Annotated in this window: 1 pseudogene; it reads left to right on the forward strand. The window is 66.2% G+C overall.

What is annotated here, in order from left to right:
- Positions 1-379 (forward strand): annotated as a pseudogene (locus ACTJKX_RS38285) (hypothetical protein); the annotation flags it as partial.

Consider the following 379-nt stretch of genomic DNA (forward strand, 5'->3'; position numbering starts at 1 on the left):
CGGTTCGCAGCTCTTTGCCGTTCAGCAGACGGCCAACAAGGGCTGGAATGCCAATACGGCAGCGGTCGCCGGCAGCACCGGTACGGTTTCGGGCAGCGCGCTCACCAATATCGCGCCGGGCGGCACCGTGACCTACCAGGCCGGCAACAACATCGCGATCACGCAGACCGGCAACGCCATCGCCATCGCCACCTCGATGACGCCGACCTTCACCAGCGTCACGGCCGGCAATTCCAAGCTCGACACCACCGGCCTCACCATCACCGGCGGTCCCAGCGTCACCACGGCCGGCATCAACGCCGCCAGCAAGGCGATCACCAATGTCGCCGCCGGCACCAACGCCACCGACGCAGTCAATCTCAGCCAGCTCAACACCGTG

It is taken from the genome of Labrys sp. 22185 (assembly GCF_052045555.1).
In the GTDB taxonomy this organism is placed as follows: domain Bacteria; phylum Pseudomonadota; class Alphaproteobacteria; order Rhizobiales; family Labraceae; genus Labrys; species Labrys neptuniae.